1 protein-coding gene is annotated in these 767 nt (G+C 36.2%); it reads right to left on the minus strand.

Features of this window, described 5'->3' with window-relative positions; all coding sequences use genetic code 11:
- Positions 1 to 767: transposase (locus tag J5V48_RS09770; RefSeq protein WP_219938463.1), on the minus strand; the 767-nt coding region annotated here is incomplete at both ends.

Genomic DNA, 767 nt, shown 5'->3' on the forward strand with positions numbered 1-767 from the left:
GACAGCTTAAGTGACTGCAGACTTCTAAAAAGCTTGCTGAAGGCTGTATTGAGTTTATGTAGTTTAAGCATAGATATCCATTGGATATTTTTCTTTAACATAGCCTTAATACCACAGTAAGTTTTAGAAAGCGATGCAATCAATGACAGTAGTACAAAAGTCAAAATGATGTTCTTGTCAGCAGAGTTGATACTCTGAAGGCAATTGCTACGTTTATTGGCTTTATTAAAAAGCTCAATAGACCAGCGTACTCTGTAAAGCATGAATATCTGTTTTGCACAAAGGCATTCTCTTGGAATATTAGTTCTAAGAACAGAGCGTTGTTCATCTGCTTTTGCATTTTGATTATGTCTTAAAACCACTCTAAGCTTATGGTCTGTTAGTTTGCTAACAACGGTTAAGTCTGCACCTGTTTGTTCAGGAACAGCCTTAACGGTTTTACCAATATACTTAGTAATATTTTGACCATTGTCATCAAAGCATTCAGTAATAACACCTGCTGTATTAGCTTTTCCTCTGATAAGGAAAAGATTACCTGAGTCAGTAATTCGCTTTTCAAGATCTTCACTGATGTAACCTCTATCTGCAATGATAAGGCAGTTTTTGAATCTTTCAGGGTGAACACAGTCTCTTTCAGAGCCAACAGCTTCAGTTACTTCAATGTATTCAAAGGTATTCTTAATGATTGAGAAGGCAACATGTAACTTAATACCAGGTCTTGGTAATGAGCCATCATCTCTAGGTCGACCTTTGCTTTTGCAACTAAA

Origin of the sequence: Succinivibrio faecicola (genome assembly GCF_019448115.1) — a bacterium.
GTDB classification, from domain to species: Bacteria; Pseudomonadota; Gammaproteobacteria; order Enterobacterales; family Succinivibrionaceae; genus Succinivibrio; species Succinivibrio faecicola.